The sequence below is a fragment of the Cyanobium gracile UHCC 0281 genome, from assembly GCF_034931305.1.
Taxonomy (GTDB): Bacteria; Cyanobacteriota; Cyanobacteriia; order PCC-6307; family Cyanobiaceae; genus Cyanobium; species Cyanobium gracile_A.
The window spans coordinates 120685-137953 of record NZ_JAYGHY010000001.1; the positions used below are offsets into that span (position 1 = coordinate 120685).

A 17269-nucleotide genomic window follows, 5' to 3' on the forward strand; every position below is an offset into this window, starting at 1 on the left:
TCGCTGCTATGAGCGTCGTTCGCGATCTGATCCTCCAGGCCGATGATCAGCTCCGCTATCCAACGGGCGGCGAGCTGCGCGCGATGGTGGAGTTCCTTAGTGGGGGAGCCCGCCGGCTGAGTGTCGTCAGGGTGCTGACCGACAACGAGAAGAAGATCATCGCCGAGGCCTCCAAGCAGCTGTTCCTGCGCAACCCGGACTACGTGGCCCCCGGCGGCAACGCCTTCGGACAGAAGCAGCGGGCCCAGTGTCTGCGGGACTACAGCTGGTACCTGCGGCTGGTCACCTATGGAATTCTGGCCGGCAGCACCGAGCTGATCCAGGAGATCGGCGTGGTGGGTGCCCGGGAGATGTACAACAGCCTGGGCGTCCCCCTGCCCGGCATGGTGGATGCGATGCGCACCCTCAAGGAGGCGTCCCTGGTGTTGCTGGGCGGTGAGGAAGCCACCTTGGCCGGCCCCTACTTCGACTATCTGATCCAGGGGCTGCAGACCTCCACCTGATCGATCCGATCGTCTCATTCTGGTCTCCTGGCGGGTCTGAGAATCTGTCCAGCCTGAGACAGCTGAACCGGGGATTCAACGCTCCCCTCCCCTGCCCCATCACCGCCGTGACGGGGATTTTCTTTTGGGCGCTTCCCCGAGAGGACGGGTGTCCTGATGCGCAGGCACGGACCATCGACGGAGCAACGCCTCTGCGACATCAGATCTCCCAGATGAGACACGCCTGAAGTCTCATGCTGCGACCCGAACCAGTCAGCCGAGGTTTTCTGATCCGCGGGATTCCGGTTGCTTCACGCGTTGACTGTTCATGGCGTTGGTGTTGAGCGGCTTGCCTGACCGAAGGGCTGTTCGGGTGGTCGACGAGGAGCCCGCCGCCTCGCGCGGCAGGGAAGCCCGTTGCGGCTCCGCAGGTATCCCATATGAGTCGCACACCGTGTCCTATCTCAACTCCCATCCTGGAATGTTGACACCCATCGGGCTCGTCCTGAACGGTCTGACGGACGACCCAGGCCGCCGATGCCTCCCCTCCTGGGGGTCCGTCGAGCGGCTTCCGAGGTGATCAGCCACTTCAGGCCACGACATGGCGCTGCGTATCTGTGTCAAAGACAGATACGCAATCATTCAGAACTCTCTTGTGTACTGCACCATCAGGCGATGTCCAAGCTATGGACAGGGCCTGGGAGGGATGGCCAGGGCCCTACCGCCAACGCCATTCGCGCACCAAGGCATGGAGGCTCAGGCCATCACCTTCGACAACTCAAATCGAGGAAAAAATGCTGTATCAGAGAGACCAGCTGCGTCTCATTACGAGGCTATTCATCAGTCTTAGGTGGTTCGCATGAGACCGATGGGGTTCGCAGGGTGACGCAACATAATCTCTGCTGACCCACAGTGGACTACCTGCTGGACTAGGCATAGGACTAGAGTGAGATAGCCGATAGAGAGATACGGACGGATCATCGGCGCGGTTTCAGACCTCAGCGGTCCGCTGATGCTCCCTGGCGGTACAGCTCCTTCAGCAACTGGTAGGCCTCATTGAGTCGACGCATCGCCTCGAGCGATCCCCCGGCGTCGGGATGGTGGCTCTGGGCCATGTCCCGGTAAGCCTCCCGGATCTGGGCCAGGGTGAGTCGCTGGCCGGGGTCAGTGGGCAGCTGCAGCAGCCGCAGCGCACCGTGCAGGGTCATGGTGTGCTCAAGGGTCTGGAAGGAGGTGCCGCGGCGCCGGCGGCGGAAGCGATGCACGAAGCGACGGATCAACGTCGGGATTCGCAGGGTGAGGGTCTGACCGCTGAAGGGGTCTTCCAGCACGCCGGCGGTGACCATGACCCGCTCGAAGGTGGGTGGCCCGTCACTCCAGCCGGGAGCGAATGGCTGCATCACCTGGCAGGCGGCCGTCCAGGTGAAGGTGCGGCCATCGCTCTGATCCGACTGGGGCCAGATGTCCTGGGCGAGCCAGACCATCGCCGCCTCCAGCACGGCCTCGTTGGCCGGTGATCCGTAGAGGGCGCGCCAATGGTTGCCGGCTTCCTCCAGGGCCTGTTGCACCAGCTCTCCGCCAAGGGGAGGCAGGGGGGTCAGGGGCAACGACGCGGAGCGCGTCGGGGACGGCGGCCGCAGGCTGCGCTTGATGACGTCGGAGCGGCGACGCACGAAGCCGGGCAGATCAATGCCCCCGCCCCCTGGCGTCGGTCGGGGGAGATGCTCCGTCGGGGCCTCCCATTCAAATTCCGCCTGAAGGGTGTCCATGGCCCCGCGACCCACCAGCACCAGGGCTCCCTGCTCGTCGTAGTCCTGGTTGTCCTCCCGGTGATGCAGAACCTGGCCGGACTGAGGCGAGAGCCCATCACCGTCCTCCTCCTCGTCGGTGCCGAACAGATCGTCGAGCAACCGTTCGAGCACATCGCCGCGACTGCGGAGGCCCCACTCACGACGCAGACCATCCAGGTGGGCCACCAGTTCGCGGTTGAGGTCAAGACTGATCCGCTGTCTGGCTTCGTTCGATGGTTCAGCCACGGCAGCCATCCATCGGCGCTGGGTTCGCTGGCATGGGGCTCCGGATCAGGGTCCCCGTTGGTCCAGTAGGAACTGTTGCTGGGCCTCCACGGCGTCGCGGTAGCGATCCACCAGGGTGCCCCCCGTACCGGCGGACCCCGATCGGCTGCGCATGGGGGAGATCAGGGGGGAGGGGGCCAGGACGCCGCGGTTGGAGGAGGCAGGGGGCGGTGGCGGCGGATTCAGCCAACCCGGAGTGGTTGTCGGCCGCAGGATCTGGGGCGGTGGCAACAGGGGGCCGGTGCCCCCCTTCGGCGTTGGTGTGAGCAGCCCCGGTTGGGGGGCAATGGTCAAGGCGGGAGGGGCAACGGGCGGTGGAGCCGGCCGGCTGGTGGCACCGGCCCGGGCCAGATCCAGCTGCCGCTCCCGCTCCTGGACGAGGGCCAGCTGACTGGCACTCACCACACTCAGGAGGTGGCCCGGCGTGGCATCGGCCGGGTAGACCAGGCTGACCCGCACGGGATTGACGACACCAGGGACCAGGTCGATCTGGCCCAGGGACAGGCTCTGGCCCGAGCGAAGGCCCACGTGCACCTCCCGCAGGCCGGCGGGGGTCTGGATCTGGATCGAACCGCGGAAAGCCGTGAAGGGCGCTCCACCGATCAGGGTGGGATGGCTCATCACCAGTTCGTAGGGCCCATTCCCCTGGAGGTTCATGTCGACATCGAACCGCACGCCATAGGTGCCGACGTTGTCGAGAGAGGAATCAAGCATGCGGCTGGCCAGGGCATTGACCTGCACGTCACGGGTACCGAAATGGTGCCGGTCCGTGCTGGTGAAGGGCACATGCAAGGGCCCATTCATGTCCAGGTCGTGGCTGATGGTGGCCTGGTACGCATCACCGAGGGCCACACCACCGACCCGGGAGAAGATGCGCCGGTTGTTGATGTCGTTGATGCGGCTCAGGTAGACCCGGCCAGGGGCCAGCCGGCCCTCGTCCAGCACCGCGAGCACATCACGATCGGAGTCAGGGGTCTTCGCCGCCACCACGGCGATCTGGAAGGGTCCATCACTGCGGCCCCGCAGCAGGGCATTGGCGATACCCAGCGCCGGCAGGTCCGTCTGGAACAGGACGATGCGGCTACGGGCCGGAATCGTGATCTCGTCGGCCAGCCGGCTGTCGAGCCGGCCGCGCAACATCTGGACCGCGGTGGCATCACCAGGGCCGGTGTTCCAGGGCCTTGGCCCCAGGGGTTTCACCCCCATCAGGTTGTTGGCGAGATAGGGAGCTTCGAAGCTGTTGCGCACCGCCCCCTTGGAAAAGCGGATGTGCACAGGCCGTACGCCGGGATTGATCAGGATCGCCGCCAGGGTGAGCTCGGCCCGTCGTTCGGAGCGGGAGATGGAGCGGCGATTGGGCGGGAAATATTTGTGGTGGAGATGCATGCCGAATTCACCATTGAAGGTGTACTCGGCATTGCGGAGGGCCTGACCCGTCTCGCTGGCGTAGGCGTACCCCGGTGCCGTGCTGATCAGGATGCCCGGCCCCTCCACCTCCTCAGGCTGGTTGGAGTGAAGCACCGGCACGTTGTTGAAGGTGCCGTTCAGTGGGCGGGCCTTCTGGCCAGCCATCAGGGCCACGTAGGCGTGGGCGGGCTGCACGATGGCCACACCCAGACCGAGCGTCAGGCAGACACTGATGGGACCAATGGGAAGGACCGATCTCAAATCGCGACAGGCTTGATGGTGTAGGTGGCCAGAGGAGGTTAAGGCGGGAGCGACCAGCCCAGTCACTGGGGGGTGCATGCACCTGCAGAGCCCCGGATGGAACGGCGGGCTCGCTAGAACGGTCCCACTCTGCAGATTTTGTCATGATTCCTCCCTTCGGGATCTGCTCCGGGTCGGAGTCCGGAACGGATGCCCTGCGGCGGTATCAGGAACGCAAGCTGCGCATGATGAGCTTCTGGCGGGATGGCATTGAGCGCCAGCTGGCCGCGTTGAACGCCGCTATCACCACCCTGGAACAGCAGATGCACCGCGATCAGGCCGACCACCAGGGCTGAAGCCACCGCCCTCCAGCTGCTGGCGCAGCTGTTCCAGTCCCTTGTGCAGCAGCCGTTTCACCGTCATCGGGCTGACCTCCATCTGGCGGCCCAGGCGCCGATAGCTCCAGCCCGCCAGCACCACCTGGCGCACCACCAGCCGCTGGCGTGGCTCCAGCAGGGCCAGCATCGTGGCCACCGAGGGGCCCGATGACTCCAGCGCGCGGGGTTCAACAGCGGCATGGGCTGCCACCGACTCGACCAGCGATGGATCATCAAGGTTGGCGGGCCTCGCCAGCAGGCGTTGCACCTCCAGCCGGTGCCATTCCGATGGGGTGATCCCCAGGGTCTGGCTCAGGACCGTGATTCCCTGCCTGGGATCCGTCTGCAGCAGGGGGTGGAGCTGCAGACGGTTGAAGCGTTCCTGCAGTTCTGCCTGCCGCCTGGGCAGACGCACCAGGGGGGCGGCATCCCGCAGGTAGTGGAGGATCGCCCCCCGGATGTGGGGCCTCGCGAAGGCCTCGAACGGGGTGTGCCGGTCTTCGCGGTAGAGCTCGGCGGCCCGGATCAAGCCCATCAGCCCCACCTGGAGCAGATCTTCGAAGCCTTCCCGGCTGCAGTGGGAGTAGTGCAGGGCAAGGGGACGGACCACGGCCCGGTACTGCTCGACGCGGCGGTTGCGGCCGGCGGGACTGGGCTGGGTTTGGTGGCTGGGGGATGGGGTCATGGTCTGGACGGCTGAGCCTGGGCTGGATCGTGGAGCTGGAATCTCGCTTGGCCGTTGGCAGGCCGCGCTGATCTCCTTTCCAGAGAGGGGCAGGCGTGCCGAATGACGCAACCGTGAAACCACGGAAGTTCTCCGCTGCCGGTCGATCGCGTCCTGACGTGCTGGCTCAGGGACGGGGGGCGGCCACGTGGGCCAGCAGGGACCAGGGACCGTGGCTCGCCAGCCATTCCCTGTCGGAACCCTCGGTGCTGAGCAGAAACCCCGCAAACCCCAGGGCGTTGACGCTGAAACCGGCACCGTGCTCCCGCACCCGGCGCACGCTCAGGAACCACTGGTCGTCGAACAGCAGGTTGTAGGGGTGCAGGGGCTCGCTATCGCGTCGGGGATCGCCGAGGCCGAGCGCGCCGGCCTGGGCGAGGTAAAGCTCCGCCAGGTCGGATCCGCCGTGGGGATCGGTGCGCCGACTGAGGCGGTAGTCCCAGTTCCAGGAGGCTTCGGTCCCCGCGAGCTGGGCCAGAAACATCGGGGCCAGGGGACAGCTGGGCTCACCCTGCCGGCGCGGCAGCAGTTGCAGGTGCCGATGGGGCTGGCTGGCTCCGGAACGGGCGCCGCTGTTGAAGAACCAAAGCCCGCCGGTGTCCTGGCTCACCTGGCGGACGGCCTGCCAGTCGGACGACGCGATCCAGCCGCCCTGGGGTCGCCAGTCGCGGGTGATGACCAGAAGGTGGGCCTCCTGGACCGGGTACTTGTTGAGCAGGAGCACGTGGGCTGGCTCCAGCAGGTCGACCTCCAGGGGGCTGTCCCAGGGCAGAAAGGGGTTGGGCCGCGGTCCCCCCTGGCGCAGGTGACGGGGCGTCGAGGAGATGAGCTGGCGGACGACGAAGGGCTCTGCACTGGGCATCGCCAGCAGACGGGTCTCCAGGGGGACCAGGGCTCCCCCCAGGCGTGCCCGCTCCGACACCTCCCTGGCCCGTTGCCAATGGCGTTCAGCTCGCACCGGCCTGCAGACGGGCCAGGGAGGCGCCCTGGTAGTAGCGCCCCAGAATCTCGTTGTAGCGCAGGCCCTGCTCGGCCAGATCCTGGGCACCGTGCTGGCTCATGCTGGCCCCCAGGTGCCCATGGGCCTCCTGGGTGAGGCGTGTGGTGGCCGCGTACAAGCTCTCAACGATGCCACCCTGATAGCTCAGGATCACCCCGGAGGTGCTGGCGGTGGCCTGACGGGTGCGGGAGTTGACGCTGCCCAGACCCCGGTAGGCCTGCCAGCGGGTGGTGTCGCCCAGATGCCAGTGGGCGCTGGCCGGCCGGGCCATGTGGGCCATGGCGTAGGAGCGGGCCGCCACCGCCTGGGCTTTGAGCGCCTCCATGTGCCAGCTGCTGGGCATTTCGGCCCCCACCACCGAGCTGATGTAGCGCTCCAGGGAGAGGTGGTTGACCAACTGCAGGCCCCCTGATCCACGCAGCACCCTCAGCCGGCCCTCATAGGGGCGCCCATCCACCACCAAGGTGTGGCCCGAACCGGTCTCCATCCACACCTCGGCCCGACCCGCCATCGCAGCACCCAGGTCGGGGCCGCTGCCGGGGCCGCCATCCTGCACGGTGCGTCCATCGCGATCGACGAGCCGCCAGTCGCCACTGGCCCCGAGCTGGGGGGAGGCGGAGGCCCCCAGCAGGGCGACGCGGATCTCGAGCGGCACCTCCGGACCTGCCTCCGGTTCCACCAGGGACGGGTCGGGATGGCTCAGGCTGGTGCGCTGGGCCTGGAGCGACGTCGCGGCCAGAAGGTCCTTGTCAGGGGATCCCGCCGTGCTGGCGGCCGATTGCGAGACCTCCTGGGGCTGGGCGATGAGGGCTTCGAGCAGGTCAGCATCGGAGCCAGAACGGCTGCCCGGGAGCAGGTCCTGGGCCGCAAAACCAGCTCCCACCGCCACCACGGCGAGGGGAGCGCTGAGCAGGATCGGGTGGCGCCGGCAACCCTGAAGCAGGCGCTGGCCACTGGCACGGAGAACGGCGATGGCGGCCGTGAAGTGCCGGCGCACGGGAAGGTTCCACAAGGGAGTAGCCGGATCATGCCGGAAAACGCCGCCCTTCAGCCGCCCGACGCAGGACGGTCGCGGCATTGCACCCAGACCCGAGCCGTGGCCAGGGCCTCGTTCAGGGGGCTGCTTCCGCCTTCAGATCCCGCTGCATCAGCTCCTGCACCGCCTGACGGGCGGTCACCCGACCGGCCAGCAGCCGCACCACCTGGCCGCAGATCGGCAGCTGCCAACCCTCGCGCTCAGCCAGGGCCAGGGTGGCCCGGGCAGTGCGGGTCCCCTCCACGGTGGCGCCGATCCTGGCCAGGGCGGTGGCCTCGTCACAGCCCTCGGCCAGGAGGGTGCCGAAGCGGTAGTTGCGGCTCAGGCTGCTGTTGGCCGTGGCCAGCAAATCCCCCAGCCCCGCCAGCCCGTAGAGGGTGCTGGGCTGGCCCCCAAGGGCCTGCAGCACCACGGCGATCTCCGCCAGGCCACGGCAGAGCAGGGAGGCCTTGGCATTGGCGCCCAGGCCGAGCCCATCGCTGATGCCAGCCGCCAGGGCGATGACGTTCTTGAGGGCCCCGGCGGCCTCGGTGCCGATGGGATCGGCGTTGGTGTACAGACGGAAATGGGGAGCCCGCAGTTGTTCCTGCAGGTGGCGGGCCAGGCCGGCATCCTGGCTGCTCAGCACGCTGGCAGCCGGCAACCCCCGCTCCAGTTCATCGGCCAGATTCGGGCCGCTCAGCACCGCCAGCGGCACATCGGGGAGATGGCGGCGCCACAGCTGGCTGGCGGTGCAGAGGGTGTCGAGATCGATGCCCTTGCTGCAACTGAGCAGGGGGAGATCCGTCGGCCAGTCGTCCTGCAGCTGCCTGGCCAGGGGGGCCACACCCACCATCGACACGGCCACCACCACGAGGTCGCAGTCCTTGAGAACCGTTGCCGGATCTCCGCCATCCCGCCGTGACCAGCTGTTGAGACGGTGGCCCTGGCGCTCCCAGAGCCGCAGCAATGTGCCACCCCAGGCACCCCGACCCAGCACCGTGATGCGCAGACTCATGGACCTACGCGAGGATCGGTTCCCTTGATGGCCTTGCCATCATGCGCCATCTCCGTGCCCGCCATGGCGTCTGCCCCGTCCCCTTACTGGCAGGCCTGGGAGGGCCAGGCCCTGGTGGTTGGTCCCGGGGGCCTGGGCCTGGCCCTGGCCGCCGAACTGACCCGCCGGGCACCATCGTTGCTGGTCCGCACCGCCGGGCGCCGCGGCGCCAACCTGGCGCTCGACCTGAGCGACGACGGCAGCCTGGAGCGCTTCTCGGCCATGGCCGCCCGCGACCTGACCCCGTTGCGGGTGGTGATCAATACAGCCGGGCTGCTGCACGACGAGGCGCTGCAACCGGAGAAGCGCCTGTCCCAGGTGCGTCGCCACGCCCTGGAGCGCAGCTTCGCCGTCAACGCCTTCGGCCCCCTGCTCTTGGCCCAGGCGATTGAACCGGCCCTGGCCAAGGATGGTCCCGTGCACTTCGCCAGCCTCTCGGCCCGGGTGGGAAGCATCGGCGACAACCGCCTGGGGGGCTGGTACGCCTACCGGGCCGCCAAGGCGGCCCAGAACCAGCTGTTGCGCACCCTGGCGATCGAGTGGCAGCGCCGCCTGCCCCAGGCCTGCGTGACCCTGCTCCATCCAGGCACCGTCGCCACCCCGCTCTCGGCCCCCTTCAGCGGCTCCCAGGCCCCCTCGGCCCTGTTCACGCCGGAACGCTCCGCTTCCCACCTGCTCGACGTACTGGAGGGCCAGACGGCCGCCTGCAGCGGCGCCTTCCTGGCCTGGGATGGTCAGCCGGTGCCCTGGTGAGGCCCGCTAGGCGGCGTGACCGCGCAGCACCTCAAGGGGAATCACCTGCAAAGTGGCGAGGGCGGAACACTCCAGCCGCACCGGCGGGGCCATGCCGTCCTCATAGGCCTCCAGCCAGCGAGCGGCACAGACACACCAGTGGTCTCCAGCCTTGAGGCCGGGAAAGGAATGGGCCGGCACCGGCGTCGAGAGGTCGTTGCCCTGGGCGCGGCTGTAATTCAGGAAGGCGTCGTTCACCACGCAGCAGACCGTGTGGCGGCCGAAATCAGCGGGATCGTCGTGGCAGTAGCCGTCCCGGAACCAGCCGGTGAGAGGTGCACAACCGCACTCCTGCAACGGTTCACCCAGGACATTGCGCGGTTCGGATGGGGGCTGCAGGGAGGAAGCGGCCAAGACCCGGGAGGTGGCGGTACGGGCAGAGTCTGACGGAGGACTGGCACAAAAAGCGGCCAGGAGGTTGACGAATTCCGGGGGGGAGGCGTTAAAGGTCTTTCAGCACGACCCCCTTCATGAGCTGGGATTTCACCGAGGATGCGGCCTTCCTGGCCCTCTGCGACGCCTACAAGGAAAGCGGTGAGCCCTCCGCCATGGAGTTTCTGGCCCATGGCGAAGGTGCCTTCCACTTCCAGGAACTGACCCAGAACGCGGCCGGTGAGGGCATCGATCTGAGCGATTCCGATGCCCTCGACACATTCCAGCAGGAGGTGATCGACAGTCTCGAAGAGCTATGCAGCTGAAGGCGCCCCAGGGCTCAGCCGTAGAAAAAAGCGATTTCCTTGTCCTTGAGCCCCTCCCAGCCGGCCTCCCGCAGGCGTTGGTCGAGGGTCAGGCGATCGAGGTGCTTGGCGCCGGTGCGCACGATGCGGTTGCGCATCGACTTCAGGACCCCACTGCGGGCCCGGCGGCCCTCCAGCTCCATCACTTCGCCATAGAGGGCGAGCATGGCGGCCGGAATTGGCGTGCCGTCAAGGTCGACACCGGCCGCGATGGCGTCATCGACGCCGCCGGGTCCTGCGATGGCCATGGCAAGGGGGGCAAAGGGTGCCCAAAGCCTGCCACGGCCAGGTGAGCGTCAGGCGCTGAAGTACCGGGCCTGGCTGTGAAGGGCCACCAGGGCCGTGGTGCTCTGCTCCGGCTCCAGCTGGTCGCTGTCGTCCATGGTCAGGCCGATGCGATCGGTGTCCAGCCAGGTGAGCTGCTGGCGGGAGTCGGCCACGTTCGGGCAGGCGGGGTAACCGAAGGAGTAGCGGCTGCCCCGGTAGCGCTGGGCCAGCACGTCCCGCAGGGCGGTGGGCTCGTCTGCCGCGAATCCCAGCTCCCGCCGGATGCGGGCGTGGGTCCACTCCGCCAGCGCTTCGGCCATCTGAACCGCCAACCCATGGAAGTACAGGTAGTCGGTGTACCGGTCGGCCCGGAACAGCTGCTGGGCGAAGCTGGTGGCCCCTTCCCCCATGGTGACGGCCTGCATCGGCAGCACATCCGAGGGCCGCAAGGAGCCGTCAGCAGCTGCTTCGCCGTCGCGATAGAAATCGGCAATGCAGTAGCGGTTGCCGCCCCGCTGGCGCGGCAGCACAAAGCGTCCCAGCTCCTGCCCGCCGGTCGCCGGTGGCGCCCCAGCTGCCATCCCCTCGGGGTCGAACACCACCAGGCCATTGCCGTCACGAGCGCAAGGGAAGTAGCCGTAGGCCACCCGTGGGGTCAGCAGGCCTTCGGCGCGGCAGCGACCGAGCCACTCCTGCAGCACCGGCTCCGCTTTCTCGGCCAGCATCGCGTCGTACTCCTCTCGGCTCTGCTGCTGGGTCTTGCGCAGCTGCCATTGGCCGGCGAACAGGGCATTGCGATCGAGGTAGGCGAAGACCTCGTCAAGGTCGATGGCCTGCTCTGTGAGCACCTGGGAGCCCCAGAACGGCGGGGCGATGGCCGGTTCGGCCGGCACGGCCGCGGAACGCTCCTCGCTGGCGGCCGGTGTGGCTTCTGCCTCAACGGCGATGGGACTCACCGTGGCGGCCTCCTGTGGGGGCTCCTCTGCGGCTGCCGCTGGGACAGCGGGGTCGCCGAGACCCAGCCCCTCGGGGGCGCCGTCGAGGAATCCCTCGTGGTCGTCCCAGCGGCCGCCTGTCTTGGCGTCCATCAGGGCGTCCATGAAGCGCAGGTCGGCGAAGGCGTCACGGCCGTAGATCACCTGGCCCCGGTAGGCCGCTCGGCAGTCACCGTGGACGAACCGGGGGGTCAGGGCCGCACCCCCGAGGATCACGGGCACCGAGATTCCGACCGCATTGAAGGTTTCCAGGTTGTCTTTCATGAAGGCGGTGGATTTCACCAGCAGGCCGCTCATGGCGATGCAGTCGGCCCCGTGCAGCCGCTGCGCTTCGACAATCGCATCGACGCTTTGCTTGATTCCCAGGTTGATCACCTCATAGCCATTGTTGGTGAGGATGATGTCCACCAGGTTCTTGCCGATGTCGTGCACGTCGCCTTTGACTGTGGCAATCAGGAACTTTCCCTTGCTGCTTGATTCGCCCTCCTTGCGCTCCATGTGAGGCTCGAGAAAGGCCACGGCCGACTTCATCGTTTCGGCGCTCTGCAGCACGAAGGGCAACTGCATCTGACCGGAACCGAACAGTTCACCCACCACCTTCATGCCATCCAGCAGGAAGGTGTTGATGATCTTCAGCGGTGGATGCTCCGCCAGGGCCTGCTGGAGGGCGGCCTCCAGGCCGATGCGCTCGCCGTCGATGATGTGCTGCTTGAGCCGCTCCTCAAGCGGCAGGTCGGCCAGTGAAGGGCCCGAAGCCCGGGCCTCCTTGGCGCTCACCCCCTCGAACTCGGTGGTCAGCAGGGTGAGGGGATCATGGATGCAGATCCCGTCCTCAAAACGGCGCCGGTCGTGGATCAGATCGCGACAGATCTGCTGGTGTTCCTCGCTGATCTTCGCCAGCGGCAGGATCTTCGCCGGACTGACGATCGCGGCATCCATCCCGGCCTGGCAGCAGTCGTGCAGGAAGACGGAATTGAGCACGATGCGGGCAGCCGGAGACAGCCCGAAGCTGACGTTGCTGACCCCCAGCACCACGTGAACACCGGGAAGTTCGCTGCGGATGCGGCGGATCGCCTCGATCGTGGCCGCCGCGTTGGCCCGGTCCTCCTCGATGCCCGTGGAGATCGGCAGAGCCAGGGGGTCGTAGAAGATTTCGTGGGCAGGCAGGCCGAACTCGAGCGCATCCCGGTAGGCCCGCTGGGCGATGGCGAATTTGCGCTCGGCGGTGCGGGCCATGCCCTCCTCGTCGATCGTGCCCACCACCACTCCGGCGCCATAGTCACGGGCCAGTTCGAGCACCTTGAAGAAGCGCTCATCGCCGTCTTCGTAGTTGGTGGAGTTGAGAATGCACTTGCCACCGGCCACCTTGAGGCCGGCCTCCATCTTCTGCCACTCGGTGGAATCGAGCATCAACGGCAGGTTGACGTTGGTGACCAGTCGGCTCACCAGATCGTGCATGTCCTTGACCCCATCCCGCCCCACGTAGTCGACGTTCACATCGAGCACATGGGCGTTCTCCTTCACCTGGCCCCGGGCCACCGCCACCAGGCCATCCCAGTCCTCGTCATTGAGCAGCTCCCGCACCTTCTTGGAGCCGCTGGCATTGAGCCGCTCGCCGATGATCAGGAAGGAGTTGTCCTGGAAGTAGGGGGTGACGCCGTAGATCGAAGCCACCGCCGGCTCGTAGTGGAGCGGCGGCCTCTCCAGACGTTGCTGGGGCCGTCGCACCTGCCGCTGGGCCGGGTGCAGACCAGCGGCGAGCTCCGCCAACGCACCGATGTGGGCGGGGGTGGTACCGCAGCAGCCACCGATCACCTGCACGCCGAGATCCTCGACGAAATGCATCATCTGCATGCGCATCTCGGTGGGGGTGAGCCGGTAGTGGGCCACCCCGCCGATGTTCTCCGGCAGTCCCGCGTTGGGAATGCAGCTCACCACGAAGGGACTGTGCTGGCTCAGGTAGCGGACGTGCTCCTTCATCTGCTCGGGCCCCGTGGCGCAGTTGAGGCCGAGCACATCGATCGGGAAAGGCTCCAGGATCGCCACCACGGCGGCGATGTCGGAGCCGACCAGCATGGTGCCGGTGGTTTCCATCGTGACGGAGACCATCAGGGGCCGCCGTTCCCCGGCGGCACTGAAGGCTTCTTCGATTCCCTGCAGGGCCGCCTTGATCTGCAGCACGTCCTGGCAGGTCTCGACGATAAACAGGTCGACGTCTCCGGCGATCAGGCCGGCGGCCTGCTCCCGGAACGAGGCCTTCATCGTGTCGAAGTCGATGTGCCCCAGGGTGGGCAGCTTGGTGGTGGGACCCATCGATCCCGCCACGAAACGGGGCTTGGCCGGGGTGCTGAAGGCGGCGGCCATCTCGCGGGCCAGTTCGGCCGCCCGGCGGTTGATGGCAAACGCCTGCTCCTCCAGTCCGTACTCGGCCAGCACGATCGAGGCCGCCCCGAAGGTGTCCGTTTCGATCACATCGCAGCCCGCGTCCAGGAACAGGCGATGGACCGCCTGCACGGCGTCGGGCCTGGTGAAGACGAGGTTCTCGTTGCAGCCTTCGAGGGCCGCACCACCGAAATCCTCCGCCGTCAGCTCCATCTCCTGCAGGGAGGTGCCGGTGGCGCCGTCGAAGACGAGCACGGGACGTTCCGGACCGTGCAACCAGTCGAGGAAGCTGATGCGATCGGTGGGGCGGTGGATGGCGGTGGAGACGACCATCAGGCGTCGAGGCGGATGCGGGTGACCCAGTGGTCATAGGAAGGATCGCGGCCCTCCGTGATCGCTGTGAGGCGGTCGCGGAGGGCCTCCATCACGGGACGGTGGCTGGAGAGATCGGTGGATTCGATCCGCCGCACCGGGGTGACCCTGGCGGCGGTGCCACTGAGGAACACCTCGTCGGCGATCATCAGCTCGGTCTTGTCGACCGCCCGCTCGAGAACGGGGATGTCCATCGATCGCGCCAGCTCCATGATGCTGGCGCGGGTGATGCCCTCAAGGATGTCCTGATCGACGCCAGGGGTGATCAGGACGCCGTCCCGGACGATGAACAGGTTCATGCCGCTGGCCTCACTCACTTTGCCGCGGCTGTTGAGCAGCAGGGCCTCGTCGAAGCCGCTCTTGACCGCTTCGGTCTTGGCCAGCGAACTGGTGATGTAGGCGCCGCTGATCTTGCCCCTCAGGGGCAGGGAGCGGTCCTCCTGGCGGCACCAGCTGCTGATCCGGCAGCTGACACCCTCGGGGGAGAGATAGTCGCCCATCTCGATGCCGTAGATGAGGAAGTCGGTCTGGATGTTGTGCAGCCGCGGGGCGATGCCGAGATCGCTGGTGTAGACGAACGGACGCAGGTAGATCGGGCAGGTCGGTCGGTTGGCCTGCAGAAAGGCCTGGATGGCTGTATGGATCGTCTCTTCCGCCAGCTCGGTCAGCAGCAGCCGGGCACTCTGGCTGAGGCGGCGGGCGTGGCGATCGGCGCGGAACAGCAGGATCTCGTTGTTGTCGGCCGGATTGGGCAGGGCCCGCATGCCTCCGAACGCGCCCGTGCCGTAATGCAGGGCATGGGTGGCCACCGAGAGGGTGGCCTCAGCAAAGGGGACGCACTGTCCGCCGAACCAGGCATAGGGCAGGAACTGGTGCATGGAAGGCGGTCGCGACGATGCGATCTTCTCACCGCGTTCGGCAGGATGGGCGCATGCATCGACTCGCGTCCATACCCGGGGACAGGACGGAGGACGACGGGGCCCTCTTCGTGGAACAGCCACCGGCTCCTGTGGTGCTGCTCAGCAGCGCCGACACGGATCTGCTGGCGGTGTCCCAGCTGCTCGAGGCTGAACCCGAGCTGCTGCCGGCGGAGCTGAGGGCCCTCAACCTCTCGGCGCTGCAGCACCCGGCGGTGATCGATCACTACGTGGCCAGCACCCTGGCCACCACCCGACTCGTGGTGGTGCGGCTGCTGGGAGGTCGCGGCCACTGGAGCTATGGCCTGGAGTGCCTGCGCCAGTGGGCGGGCAACGGCGCGGACCGCCAGCTGCTGGTGCTGGCCGGCACCGTCGAGGAGGATCAGGCCCTGGCCAGCCTCGGCAGCCTTGATGGCCCCCTGGCGGTTGCCTGCGCCGTCTGCCTGCGGGAAGGGGGCGCCGCCAATCTGCGCCTGCTGCTCCAGACCCTGGCAGCCCTGCTGGCGGGCGGCCATCCCGAGCCGCCGTGCCCGACGCCCGCCGCCGATCCCCTGCCCCATGACTGGCGCGACGAGCCCGGCTCCCGGGTGGGGGTGATCCTGTACCGGGCCCTCTGGCAGGCAGGGGATCTGGCTCTCATGGAGGCGCTCCTGGCGGCCCTGCGCCAGCGTGGGCTCTCCCCTAGGGCCCTGTGGGTCAGCAGCCTGCGGGACGGGGCCGTGCAGCGGGGCGTGGCCGATCTGCTGGGGCGGGAGCGGGTGGAAGCAGTGCTCTGCGGCACGGGCTTTGCTTCGGTGTCGTTTGAGGAGGCCGGCCTGGGGGCCCCCCTGTGGGAGCAGCTAGGGGTGCCGGTGCTGCAGGTGCTGTGCAGTGGCCGCAGCCGGGAGGCCTGGCAGCAGAGCAGCATCGGCCTGGCTCCGCTCGACCTCAGCCTGCAGGTGGCTCTGCCGGAACTGGATGGGCGCCTCACCACCCGGGTGGGGGCCTTCAAGGAACGCAGTTCCAGCAGCGACACCCTGGCCACCGCTTTGCACCGCTACGAACCGGACGGGGAGCGGCTCGACTGGATCGCCCAGCTCACCGCCGCCTGGACCGGCCTGCGGTTGACACCGGCCCCTGAGCGCCGCGTCGCCCTGGTGCTGGCCAACTACCCCAACCGCAACAGTCGCCTCGCCAATGGTGTGGGCCTGGACACCCCCGCCAGCGCCGCCCTGATGCTCGGCTGGCTGGCGGACGACGGCTACGACCTTGGGGCCGCCGCCGATCTGCCGGCCGATGGCGATGCCCTCATCCACCGGCTGCTGGAGGGCCGCAGCAACGACCCGGAGAGCGGCCATCGCCCTCCCCTGGCCCACCTGCCCCTGTCCGCCTACCAGGCCTGGTACGCCACCCTCCCTATGGAGGGCCGCCAGCGGCTGGAGGCGGTCTGGGGGCCGCCCGATACCGACGCGGGTCTGGAGCCGGCCGCAGCGGCTGGGGGCCCGGCCTTCCCTGTGCGCGGGCTGCGTTTCGGCCGGGTGCTGCTGCTGATCCAGCCCGAGCGTGGCTACGACAGGGATCCGAGCCTCAGCTACCACAGCCCCGATCTGCCCCCCACCCATGCCTATCTGGCCCAGTACCTGTGGCTGCGCCAGAGCTTCGAAGCCCAGGTGGTGGTGCACGTGGGCAAGCACGGCAATCTCGAATGGCTGCCGGGCAAGGGGCTGGGGCTCTCGCAGGACTGCTTCCCCGAATGGGCCCTGGGGCCCCTGCCCCACCTCTACCCCTTCATCGTCAACGACCCGGGGGAGGGCAGCCAGGCCAAACGCCGGGCCCAGGCGGTGATCCTCGACCACCTGACCCCACCCCTGGGCCGGGCCGGCCTGCACGGCGACCTTCAGGGCCTCGAAGCCCTGCTCGATGAGTACTGGGAGGCGCAGCAGCTGGGTAGCGCCCGGGCACCGTTGCTGCGGGAACGCCTGGGCACCCTGCTGGAGCAACTGCAGCTGCCCGCCATGGCCCAGGCGGATCTGGAAGCACGGCTGGAGGCGGCCGACGGCTATCTGTGTGAACTGAAGGAAGCCCAGATCCGCCTCGGCCTGCACACCTTCGGCACCTTGCCGGCCGCGGCGAAGCTGGCCGAACTGTTGCTCTGCCTGGCCCGGGCGCCCCAGGCGGGGCAGCCTGGCCTCACCCAGGCCCTGGCCCTCGACCTGGCTCTGGAGCTCGACCCCTGGGCTGACCCCGACGAGGCCCCCCTCGCCGCCACCGATCGTCTGCGGCTGGCTGGCCATGCCCAGCCAGGCAGCCAACTGCGCCATGCCGGCGACGGGGTCGCCGTGCTGGAGGAGCTCGCCCTGGCCCTGGTGCGTGAGCAACTGGCCGCCGCCCCCACCGCGGCCACGCCACCGCTGGGGGCGGCCACCGAACGGGCCCTGCAGCACCTGCGCC

The 17269-nt window shown here is 68.0% G+C and carries 15 protein-coding genes; 5 read left to right on the forward strand and 10 right to left on the reverse strand.

Features of this window, described 5'->3' with window-relative positions; all coding sequences use genetic code 11:
- Window positions 1-8: 8 nt before the first annotated feature.
- Window positions 9-503, forward strand: a complete 495-nt coding sequence (locus tag VB739_RS00620; RefSeq protein ID WP_323355209.1) for an allophycocyanin subunit alpha-B — start codon at window positions 9-11, stop codon at window positions 501-503.
- A gap of 977 nt (window positions 504-1480) precedes the next feature.
- Here VB739_RS00620 and VB739_RS00625 read toward each other — a convergent pair.
- Both VB739_RS00625 and VB739_RS00630 read right to left on the reverse strand, forming a co-directional pair.
- Window positions 1481-2518 carry a J domain-containing protein gene (locus VB739_RS00625; protein ID WP_323355210.1) on the reverse strand — a complete coding sequence of 346 codons (1038 nt, stop codon included), beginning with the start codon at window positions 2516-2518 and terminating at the stop codon, window positions 1481-1483.
- 45 nt (window positions 2519-2563) lie between these two features.
- On the reverse strand, window positions 2564-4129 hold the full coding sequence (locus VB739_RS00630) for a DUF3370 family protein (protein ID WP_323355231.1): 1566 nt from the start codon (window positions 4127-4129) through the stop codon (window positions 2564-2566).
- Between the two features lie 239 nt (window positions 4130-4368).
- Here VB739_RS00630 and VB739_RS00635 point away from each other — a divergent pair, with 239 nt between their 5' ends.
- Complete coding sequence (locus tag VB739_RS00635) at window positions 4369-4560, forward strand: sigma factor SigF (protein WP_323355211.1); 192 nt, start codon at window positions 4369-4371, stop codon at window positions 4558-4560.
- On the opposite strand, the gene VB739_RS00640 is transcribed toward VB739_RS00635, so the two are convergent.
- From VB739_RS00640 to VB739_RS00655, 4 genes are all read right to left on the reverse strand, one after another.
- Window positions 4508-5266 carry a sigma-70 family RNA polymerase sigma factor gene (locus VB739_RS00640; RefSeq protein WP_323355212.1) on the reverse strand — a complete coding sequence of 253 codons (759 nt, stop codon included), beginning with the start codon at window positions 5264-5266 and terminating at the stop codon, window positions 4508-4510. The genes VB739_RS00635 and VB739_RS00640 overlap by 53 nt on opposite strands.
- Window positions 5267-5432: 166 nt before the next feature.
- Window positions 5433-6263 carry a DUF4922 domain-containing protein gene (locus VB739_RS00645; protein WP_323355213.1) on the reverse strand — a complete coding sequence of 277 codons (831 nt, stop codon included), beginning with the start codon at window positions 6261-6263 and terminating at the stop codon, window positions 5433-5435.
- Window positions 6253-7317 (reverse strand): SpoIID/LytB domain-containing protein, encoded by a 1065-nt coding sequence (locus VB739_RS00650; protein WP_323355214.1) that lies wholly within the window; start codon window positions 7315-7317, stop codon window positions 6253-6255. Before VB739_RS00650 ends, VB739_RS00645 begins: the two co-directional genes overlap by 11 nt.
- 100 nt (window positions 7318-7417) lie before the next feature.
- Window positions 7418-8338 carry an NAD(P)H-dependent glycerol-3-phosphate dehydrogenase gene (locus VB739_RS00655; protein ID WP_323355215.1) on the reverse strand — a complete coding sequence of 307 codons (921 nt, stop codon included), beginning with the start codon at window positions 8336-8338 and terminating at the stop codon, window positions 7418-7420.
- A gap of 63 nt (window positions 8339-8401) precedes the next feature.
- On the opposite strand from VB739_RS00655, the gene VB739_RS00660 reads away from it, so the two are divergent.
- On the forward strand, window positions 8402-9130 hold the full coding sequence (locus tag VB739_RS00660) for an SDR family oxidoreductase (protein ID WP_323355216.1): 729 nt from the start codon (window positions 8402-8404) through the stop codon (window positions 9128-9130).
- Window positions 9131-9136: 6 nt separating this feature from the next.
- Here VB739_RS00660 and VB739_RS00665 read toward each other — a convergent pair whose 3' ends face one another.
- On the reverse strand, window positions 9137-9523 hold the full coding sequence (locus tag VB739_RS00665) for a DUF2237 domain-containing protein (RefSeq protein WP_323355217.1): 387 nt from the start codon (window positions 9521-9523) through the stop codon (window positions 9137-9139).
- 116 nt (window positions 9524-9639) lie between these two features.
- Between VB739_RS00665 and VB739_RS00670 the strand changes: the two genes are divergently transcribed.
- Window positions 9640-9867 carry a hypothetical protein gene (locus VB739_RS00670; RefSeq protein ID WP_216908660.1) on the forward strand — a complete coding sequence of 76 codons (228 nt, stop codon included), beginning with the start codon at window positions 9640-9642 and terminating at the stop codon, window positions 9865-9867.
- A 14-nt stretch (window positions 9868-9881) separates the two neighbouring features.
- Here VB739_RS00670 and VB739_RS00675 read toward each other — a convergent pair whose 3' ends face one another.
- The 3 genes from VB739_RS00675 to VB739_RS00685 are packed head-to-tail and all read right to left on the reverse strand — an operon-like array spanning window position 9882 to window position 14800.
- Entirely contained in the window at window positions 9882-10154 is a 273-nt protein-coding gene (locus VB739_RS00675; RefSeq protein WP_323355218.1) for a DUF4090 family protein, read from the reverse strand.
- Between the two features lie 48 nt (window positions 10155-10202).
- Window positions 10203-13883 carry a methionine synthase gene (gene metH / locus VB739_RS00680; RefSeq protein WP_323355219.1) on the reverse strand — a complete coding sequence of 1227 codons (3681 nt, stop codon included), beginning with the start codon at window positions 13881-13883 and terminating at the stop codon, window positions 10203-10205.
- Window positions 13883-14800 (reverse strand): branched-chain amino acid transaminase, encoded by a 918-nt coding sequence (locus VB739_RS00685; RefSeq protein ID WP_323355220.1) that lies wholly within the window; start codon window positions 14798-14800, stop codon window positions 13883-13885. The genes metH and VB739_RS00685 overlap by 1 nt, the downstream gene beginning before the upstream one ends.
- 53 nt (window positions 14801-14853) lie before the next feature.
- Here VB739_RS00685 and cobN point away from each other — a divergent pair.
- On the forward strand, window positions 14854-17269 hold a 2416-nt coding region (gene cobN / locus VB739_RS00690), incomplete at its 3' end, for a cobaltochelatase subunit CobN (RefSeq protein WP_323355221.1).

What these genes read in the sequence shown, in the direction of transcription:
- VB739_RS00620 (WP_323355209.1), top strand. Translation starts at nt 9, where the DNA reads ATGAGCGTCGTTCGCGATCTGATCCTCCAGGCCGATGATCAGCTCCGC.
- VB739_RS00630 (WP_323355231.1), bottom strand. Translation starts at nt 4,129, where the DNA reads ATGGCTGGCCAGAAGGCCCGCCCACTGAACGGCACCTTCAACAACGTG.
- VB739_RS00635 (WP_323355211.1), top strand. Translation starts at nt 4,369, where the DNA reads ATGATTCCTCCCTTCGGGATCTGCTCCGGGTCGGAGTCCGGAACGGAT.
- VB739_RS00640 (WP_323355212.1), bottom strand. Translation starts at nt 5,266, where the DNA reads ATGACCCCATCCCCCAGCCACCAAACCCAGCCCAGTCCCGCCGGCCGC.
- VB739_RS00655 (WP_323355215.1), bottom strand. Translation starts at nt 8,338, where the DNA reads ATGAGTCTGCGCATCACGGTGCTGGGTCGGGGTGCCTGGGGTGGCACA.
- VB739_RS00660 (WP_323355216.1), top strand. Translation starts at nt 8,402, where the DNA reads ATGGCGTCTGCCCCGTCCCCTTACTGGCAGGCCTGGGAGGGCCAGGCC.
- VB739_RS00670 (WP_216908660.1), top strand. Translation starts at nt 9,640, where the DNA reads ATGAGCTGGGATTTCACCGAGGATGCGGCCTTCCTGGCCCTCTGCGAC.
- VB739_RS00675 (WP_323355218.1), bottom strand. Translation starts at nt 10,154, where the DNA reads ATGGCCATCGCAGGACCCGGCGGCGTCGATGACGCCATCGCGGCCGGT.
- metH (WP_323355219.1), bottom strand. Translation starts at nt 13,883, where the DNA reads ATGGTCGTCTCCACCGCCATCCACCGCCCCACCGATCGCATCAGCTTC.
- VB739_RS00685 (WP_323355220.1), bottom strand. Translation starts at nt 14,800, where the DNA reads ATGCACCAGTTCCTGCCCTATGCCTGGTTCGGCGGACAGTGCGTCCCC.